Raw genomic sequence first — 7,070 nt, 5'->3', positions numbered from 1 at the left:
GGCTCATCGCGCTCGACTGCGTCAATGCGGTCAAGGATTATGTCCAGGGCAGAGCCCATGTCATTTCCGGCGCACTGCTCGACCAGGCACAGCTCGCCAATCACAGCGTCCCGCTCAAAGAAGTGGGTCTCGCCTGACGGAAGCGAAGGTCAGCCGCGAAAGCTGGCCTTCGCCGCCAATTCCCACGGTCCTCCGCGGTAATGCCAGGCCGCAAGCCCGGCGATGGCGAGCGGCCTGGGACGAAAGGATCGTCCCAGTTCGTCCGCCAGCGCTTGCGCTTCCGCCCGATCGACCTTGTTCTGCACGGTGATGTGGAAACGCGGCCGGCCCTGGTCCTGCGGCACCAGCAGTCCGACAAAGGCGTCCGCCAGTTCGTCGCGCATCGCCATCAATTCCGGGCTTTCCACCCGATAGGCGACACCCCGCCCCAACAACATCACCTCAGCCAGCCTCGCCACTGGCGCCCGCCCCGCGCAAAGGGCCTTCAACCGGCGCGCCACCTCATCCATGGTGGAGGGCGGCAGATGATGGAACAGCGTGATGTGCGCCGGAACCCGATTGCGTTCGGGCGGGAAATGCGCGCGGCGCAGCCCTTCAGCCCAGCCGAAATCCGCCGCGCCCATCAGCGCCGTCACGACGATCGGTGCCGTCGAAACCTCATGCGCCAATGCCCTGCCCCTTCATTCGCCAACGCATGACGCAGCGCTCTATGCCGCCGACAACAGTCGCCCCACCGCGTCAAGATCGAACGGCACGGTCTGGTACATTTCATCGATCCAGTTGCCGAACAGCAGGTGCGCGTGACTGCGCCAGTGATTTTGCGGCACCCGCGCCGGATCATCGTCAGGGAAATAATGCGCCGGCAACTGCCTCGCCCCATCGCGCGCATGTTCCTCGGCCAGGGTCAGCGTGTCATATTCCAGATGGTTGAACATATGCAGGAAACCGAACCCTGGATCACCGATCAGGCATAGGCCCGATTCAGCGCTATCAGCCAATATCTGCAAGCCCCGCCCGTCCGGAATATCCTCCCGCCGCACCTCCGACCAGCGGGACACGGGCACGCTGAAATAATCTGAAAAGCCCCGCATCCAGGGCGATGAAGGCACATGGACCTGATGGCGGAACAGGCCGAAGGCCTTGCGGTCCAGCACATGTTTCCCGACCCCATGGAAATGATGCAGCGCCGCCTGCGCCGCCCAGCAAATGCTGAGCGAGCGATGCACATGGGTTTGCGTCCAATCGAATATCGCGCGCAGTTCGTCCCAATAGCTCACCGCTTCGAAGGGAAGCTGTTCGACCGGCGCTCCGGTGATGATGAAACCATCGAAACGCTGGTCCCGGACATCGCTCCACGGACGATAGAAGGACGCCATATGATCAGCAGAGGTGTTGCGGGAAATATGGTCGCTGATCCGCACCAGCGTCAGTTCGACCTGCAAGGGCGTCGCCCCGAGCAGCCGGGCAAGCTGCGTCTCCGTGTTGATCTTGTTGGGCATGAGGTTGAGCAACGCGATGCGGAGCGGGCGGATATCCTGCCGCACGGCATCGGCTTCGCGCATGACGACGACGCCTTCGGCTTCCAATGTCCGGCGGGCGGGCAGCTCGTCAGCTATCTTGATCGGCACGTCACGTCATTCCCTGCTACCGGGGCGACGCTTAACGATGTGGCTTGGGTCCGCTTGGTTGCCGGATCGGCCACATCCTCCTTGGCGGAGTGCCACCTTGCCCGGATCGGCAGGTTGGCGTTGGGCGTCGTCCCAACTCTTGATGCTGTGCGCTCAATAGGCCGCTGGCAGGCCTTTGGCAATTGCTGCTTTCACAACGGAAAGGAAAACTTCGAGAGCTATCCCATCAGACCATCCGCGTCCTGTGCGGGAGCATAGGTCAGCGGGGGCTCAGCGTCGCTGAATGCGCCCCTTGCTCCCTCAGGCCGCCAATCGCAGGAACGGCACAGGCTCTGTCGAACGCAGCACGATGGGCTTGCCCTCCGACGCCTCGAACAGTTCGCCGTCCAATATGACGCTGCTATGGTCGCCCTCGATGCGGATGACGTCGCCCTGCTCCAGATGAATACCCTGCATCTGCGATTTGCCGACCCGCCTGGTGATGCTCGCCCAGAAGAGGCGCAGCAGGGCCGACAGGCTCTGGTCCACCGCCATCAGCTTCATATTGCCGCGCCGGCTGTCCCCCGGCTGCACGCCGAGCAGCAATCGTTCCAATGTCGTCACGATCAGCACCGCGAAGCGCCCGGCCAATTGTCCGTCGCGGATCAGCGAAATGCGCACCGGACGGCTGGATTGCGGCAGGAATCGGGCACGAATGCCGAAGACCAGCGACACCAGCACCGCTATCACCGTCAGGAAATGGCTGAGGCCGTTGGACAGGCCCAGCGGATAGATCTGGTTCCGGCAATAGAGCATGTAATCGGCCAGCCCCGCTCCGCCCAGGAACATGCCCAGCACCGGCCGGCTTTCCGCCTGCCCGTCCGACAGCGCGATCAGCTCGCGCGCCACGACATGGTCGCCGACGCCCGCTTTCGCGATCTGGACGATCCGTTCCAGCGCCTTGATCGGATCCCCGTGGATGCCAAGGTCCAGCGCGATCAGGTTGGTCTTGCCATTGGGCAAAACCGCGATGGGCGGCACGCGGCCCTTGAAATGCTCGCCCTGGTATAGTTCCGTCAGCGCCGCCTGCACCGTGCCGTCCCCGCCGTTGATGACGATGACGGCGGGATCCACGCGGGCAATGGTCTGAAGCGCCCGGCCGATCTGGTCGACATGCTCCACCTCATAATGGAAGATGTCGGGGTTGCTGGCGCAATAGCTGCGCACGCGTGGAAGCGTCTGCCGGTTGCCCGTGGACTTGGGATTGGACAGAAGAGCGACGCGAACCATGTCGGGGGATCACATATATTTGAGGTTGATGGTGATCTTCGTCACGCCCGGACCCGCATAGAAAGCGGCCTTTTCGACGCCCGGCTTGCCCAGGTTGAAGATGTTGATCGACGGATTGTTGGAAAATCCACCACCGTCGCGCGAAAAGTCCGTCTTGCCGTTGCCGTCGCGGTCGTGGCGAACGGCAATGCCGTATCGGCCGGCCTGCGGCACGGGCATGCAGAAGCGCATTTGGCCACCCACGGCCTTCACCGGGACGTCGATACGGCCAAGCCATTCGCCCTTGGCCAACCAGGCCGCCCTGGTCGCCGGATAGGACTGCACCCGCACCTTCCCGGTCGAGGCGGCAAAGCCACGCACGTCGACCAGGACCGCCGGCCCCTTTGCATCGGCGGAGCAGCGTTCCAGGTCGTTGCCGATCTCCATACCATGGGCGATCGCCGGGGCGGCGGCGAACAAAGCCCCCACCGACATCAGACCCATTGCAACTTTGAACATGACCATCCAACTCCGTGAAGCTATAGCCGCCCAGTGACACTGGCCAGTGTCACTGGATGGCGAGCCCCCTGTTCGCCCCGCAACCTACCTGAATCGCATATGGGCGGGGTTTGCGGCCAAATCATGGTGATGGGACGACCACATAGAGAATGCTGACGGCCACTGACAGATATCTCGCCCGGCTGATCGCCCTGCCCATGTTGAGCACGCTGGTGATCTCGGCCATGCTGCTGGTGCTCGACAAGATGCTGAGCCTGTTCGACTTCGTCGCGGCGGAAGGCGGACCGGTCAGCGTCGTGTGGCGCATGCTGGCGAACATGATGCCCGAATATCTGTCGCTGGGCATTCCGATCGGCCTGATGCTGGGCATATTGCTGGCCTTCCGCAAGCTGGCCCTGTCGTCGGAGCTGGACGTGATGCGGGCGGTCGGCCTGTCCTACGGGCGGCTGCTGCGCGTGCCCTATATGTACGCCGTTGCGCTGGCCCTGTTGAATTTCGGCATTGTCGGCTTCGTCCAGCCGCTGTCGCGCCATGCCTATGAGGCGCTGCGCTTCGAGCTGCGGTCGGGGGCGCTGGGCGCATCGATCAAGGTGGGCGAATTCACCAATCTGAGCAAGCGGATGACGCTAAGGATCGAGCGCAGCCTGGACGAAGGCCGTAACCTTCAGGGCATTTTCGTGCGCGCCACGGGCAAGGACGGCCAGACCGTGGCGGTGACGGCCGCCCAAGGCGAATTTCTGGCGACCGACGATCCCGACACCATCATCTTCCGCCTTCGCGACGGCGTGCTGGTGAACGACGCGCCCAAATATAAATCGCCGCGGATCCTGTCCTTTTCCAGCCACGACCTGCCGATCGACCTGCCGCAGATCGAGAAATTCCGCGGTCGCGACGTGGACCGGGAGAAGACCATTCCCGAACTGGTGATGATCGGCCACGATCCCGGCACGCCCGACAAGCTGCGCAACGAGATACGCGCCAATTTCCATTTCCGCATGGTGGAGGTGGCGATGATGCTGCTGCTGCCGCTGGCCGCACTTGCCTTCGCCATTCCGCCCAAGCGGTCGACTTCGGCGCTGGGCGTATTCCTGTCGATCGTGTTCATCGTCACCTATCACAAGGTCAATGAATATGGACAGGGCGTGGGTTCGCTGGGCAGGATCGATCCGATCATCGCGCTCTGGGGCCCCTTCCTGCTGTTCGCAGGGCTGATCCTCTGGATGTATCACGTGATCGCGCATCGACCCGGAGGCCAGCCGATCGCCGCGCTGGAATTTGCCTTCGCGAAGATCGCCAAGCAGGTCTTCCGCCTGCTGGGCGTCCTCCGGCGGCGGCCAAGGGCGACAACCATGGCGGAAGGAGCCGCCTGACCCATGCATCAATTCAACTTCTTCCCGTCGCGCCAGCTTGGCTGGTACATGGCGCGGCTGTTCCTGACGCGGACCTTCGCAGTGCTGGCGATGCTGGTGGCGGTGCTCCAGACGCTCGACCTGCTGGGCGAATCGGGGGACATCCTGGCTTATGCCGGCAATGGCGACGCGCAGCTGTGGCATTATGTGGCGCTGCGCGCGCCGCAGATCGTGGCCCGGTTCCTGCCCTTTTCGGTGCTGCTCGGCACGCTGATCATGCTCGCCAGCCTCAACCAGAACAGCGAGATCATCTCGATGAAGGCAGCGGGGCTGTCGGCGCACCAGATATTGGCGCCGCTGCTGGCCGCGGCGCTGGGCGTGGCGCTGATCAGCTATGCCTTCAACGAACGGATCGTGGCACGGTCGACAGCCCGCCTGTCAGCCTGGCAAGCCGTGGATTATGGCCCTCTGCCGCCTGACAGAGGAATCAAGGCCAGCCCCTGGGTCCGCGACGGCAACAACCTGGTAACGGCCGCGATCGTCGCCGGACGGGGAAAGGCGGTTCAACTCCGTAAGGTCGAAATCTTCAACCGGATCAACAACACGCTGACGACCATCGTGCAGGCCCCCAGAGGTCATTATGACCCTTCAGCCAAAAGCTGGGTGCTGGAAGATGCGCGGCAGTTCGACGTGGCAAGGGGTACGGAGCGCCGTATCGGGACCGTTCGCTTCGGCCATGACATACGGCCCGATCAGTTCACCCTGGCAAAGGTCGATCCCGACGCCCTCACCTTCAGCCAGTTGCAGGCCGCGATCAGCGACCTCCACGATGCGGGACGTCCCACGGCCGAACTGGAAGGGAGCCTGTGGCACAAGCTGTCCGGCCCGCTTTCCGCGCTGCTGATGCCGATCCTGGGCTCCGTGGCCGCATTTGGACTGGCGCGCTCGGGGCAGTTGTTCGTGCGCGCGGTGATGGGGATGGCGCTGGGCTTCGCCTATTTCGTTGCGGACAATTTCTCGCTCGCCATGGGAAATCTGGGCGCCTATCCGCCTTTTCTGGCGGCCTGGGCACCCTTCCTGCTGTTCCTGCTAGTGGGCGAGACGGTCCTGTTCCGGACGGAGGAATAGCGGTCGACGCCCCCTCCTCCAAGGGACGCCTTAGCGCTTCGCCATCGTCGACCGCGCGATCTTGCCGACGAGCGGCCACATGCCGGGATAATTCCCCCGATGATAGGGCGAATCGCTCTCCAGCGTCGCCACGAGCCGCTTATGCGCCTCGCCCAGGGCATGATAGGGAACGCTCGGGAGCAGATGGTGCAATGCGTGGTAGCGCAGGCCCACCGGCGCCCAGATCGCCGCAAGAGGCGATGGCGGCGGCACATTCACCGAGTCCAGATATTGCGCGGTAACGGTCATCGCCTCTCCCTCATTTTCCCAGAGATGCGCGACCAGCGTGCGGAGCTGGTTGATGACCGTCATGGCTGAATGCACCGCCATATAGGTCAGCAGCGGCTTCCATCCGAAGGCCAGGACGCTGCCGACCAATGCCAGCGCGAAGAGGCTCGCGCCAGCTTCCTGCCAGGCCCATTGACGAGCGAACGCCCCTTCCGGCGCGCGGCGCCGATAGGCAGGGTTGATGGAAAGCGCGGAAAATTCCGCCACCACCTTGCGCCGCAAGGGCGGGATGATCAGGCTGAGCGGCGTCAGCACGGCGAAACGCAGGATCAGGCCCACCGGCGCCAGCACCGCCACGATGATGAACAGCGGCAGCGACCAGGGCTTCATCAGCGCCAGCGGAAGATATTCCGGATCGTTCGCTGTGCCGTAACGTGTGCGGGCGTGATGCTGCGTATGCACATCTTCATACAGGAATGATGGAATCATCAGCGGAATGCCGACGATGAGGTTCCAGCCAAGGCGGAAGCCGGGCAACGCACCCTTGCGGATATGGGTGAGCTCATGGATGAAGCTTGCCGCGCGATAAAGCGCCAGCACCGCCACCAGACCGAATGCCAGCATGAACGCGCCATTGCCGCTGATGATCGCTCCCGCCAGGGCGGCATAGCCGATGAAAGCCGAAGCCAGCAGATCGGGCCAATAGATGCCAGGCCGCGCCGTCGACAGTTCGCGGGTCAGATCGGCCGCCGCGCGCAGCATCGCCGCATCGTCCGGGATCGCGCTTTTCGTCCGCGAGGCGGCTGCAATAAGGGGATCGTGCACAGTCATGCGGTGGTTCCTAAAGGGTAAATGCGCTGCAATTGGGGCAGCAACATGACGATTTGATCATCATGGGCACATCCGCTCATGTCCCGATTGACATTCCCGG

8 protein-coding genes and 1 riboswitch are annotated in these 7,070 nt (G+C 63.3%); of the genes, 3 read left to right on the top strand and 5 right to left on the bottom strand.

All coding sequences use genetic code 11. The features are described 5' to 3' along the window. On the top strand, positions 1-137 hold a 137-nt coding region (locus MRBLMC3_RS22130), incomplete at its 5' end, for an oxidoreductase C-terminal domain-containing protein (RefSeq protein WP_363832411.1). A gap of 12 nt (positions 138-149) precedes the next feature. Here the strand turns inward: MRBLMC3_RS22130 and MRBLMC3_RS22125 are convergent. From MRBLMC3_RS22125 to MRBLMC3_RS22110, 4 genes are all read right to left on the bottom strand, one after another. Then, positions 150-623 (bottom strand): 2'-5' RNA ligase family protein, encoded by a 474-nt coding sequence (locus MRBLMC3_RS22125; protein ID WP_363753606.1) that lies wholly within the window; start codon positions 621-623, stop codon positions 150-152. A gap of 84 nt (positions 624-707) precedes the next feature. Continuing rightward, entirely contained in the window at positions 708-1,628 is a 921-nt protein-coding gene (locus MRBLMC3_RS22120; RefSeq protein ID WP_363832377.1) for a homoserine O-succinyltransferase, read from the bottom strand. Positions 1,629-1,672: 44 nt separating this feature from the next. Beyond that, positions 1,673-1,779: riboswitch (SAM-I-IV-variant riboswitch) on the bottom strand. A gap of 149 nt (positions 1,780-1,928) precedes the next feature. Next, the gene (locus MRBLMC3_RS22115) at positions 1,929-2,897 is read right to left on the bottom strand and encodes a diacylglycerol/lipid kinase family protein (RefSeq protein ID WP_363832375.1); all 969 of its coding nucleotides are present in this window, start codon (positions 2,895-2,897) and stop codon (positions 1,929-1,931) included. Positions 2,898-2,906: 9 nt separating this feature from the next. Beyond that, positions 2,907-3,401, bottom strand: a complete 495-nt coding sequence (locus MRBLMC3_RS22110; protein ID WP_363832372.1) for a DUF2141 domain-containing protein — start codon at positions 3,399-3,401, stop codon at positions 2,907-2,909. 143 nt (positions 3,402-3,544) lie between these two features. Here MRBLMC3_RS22110 and lptF point away from each other — a divergent pair, with 143 nt between their 5' ends. Both lptF and lptG read left to right on the top strand, forming a co-directional pair. Continuing rightward, positions 3,545-4,765, top strand: a complete 1,221-nt coding sequence (lptF, locus tag MRBLMC3_RS22105; RefSeq protein WP_363739256.1) for an LPS export ABC transporter permease LptF — start codon at positions 3,545-3,547, stop codon at positions 4,763-4,765. A 3-nt stretch (positions 4,766-4,768) separates the two neighbouring features. After that, positions 4,769-5,872, top strand: a complete 1,104-nt coding sequence (lptG, locus tag MRBLMC3_RS22100) for an LPS export ABC transporter permease LptG (protein WP_363753559.1) — start codon at positions 4,769-4,771, stop codon at positions 5,870-5,872. Between the two features lie 30 nt (positions 5,873-5,902). Here lptG and MRBLMC3_RS22095 read toward each other — a convergent pair whose 3' ends face one another. Beyond that, positions 5,903-6,970 (bottom strand): fatty acid desaturase family protein, encoded by a 1,068-nt coding sequence (locus tag MRBLMC3_RS22095; protein WP_363832369.1) that lies wholly within the window; start codon positions 6,968-6,970, stop codon positions 5,903-5,905. Between the last annotated feature and the right edge of the window lie 100 nt (positions 6,971-7,070).

This window comes from Sphingobium sp. LMC3-1-1.1, assembly GCF_040676285.1.
Lineage (GTDB): Bacteria > Pseudomonadota > Alphaproteobacteria > Sphingomonadales > Sphingomonadaceae > Sphingobium.
The sequence above is the reverse complement of the archived record's forward strand: the minus strand, read 5'-3'. Positions and strand labels throughout refer to the sequence as shown.

Coding starts and splice junctions, on each gene's coding strand:
- lptG (WP_363753559.1), top strand. CDS start 4,769: ATGCATCAATTCAACTTCTTCCCGTCGCGCCAGCTTGGCTGGTACATG.
- MRBLMC3_RS22115 (WP_363832375.1), bottom strand. CDS start 2,897: ATGGTTCGCGTCGCTCTTCTGTCCAATCCCAAGTCCACGGGCAACCGG.
- MRBLMC3_RS22110 (WP_363832372.1), bottom strand. CDS start 3,401: ATGGTCATGTTCAAAGTTGCAATGGGTCTGATGTCGGTGGGGGCTTTG.
- MRBLMC3_RS22095 (WP_363832369.1), bottom strand. CDS start 6,970: ATGACTGTGCACGATCCCCTTATTGCAGCCGCCTCGCGGACGAAAAGC.
- lptF (WP_363739256.1), top strand. CDS start 3,545: ATGCTGACGGCCACTGACAGATATCTCGCCCGGCTGATCGCCCTGCCC.
- MRBLMC3_RS22125 (WP_363753606.1), bottom strand. CDS start 623: ATGGGCGCGGCGGATTTCGGCTGGGCTGAAGGGCTGCGCCGCGCGCAT.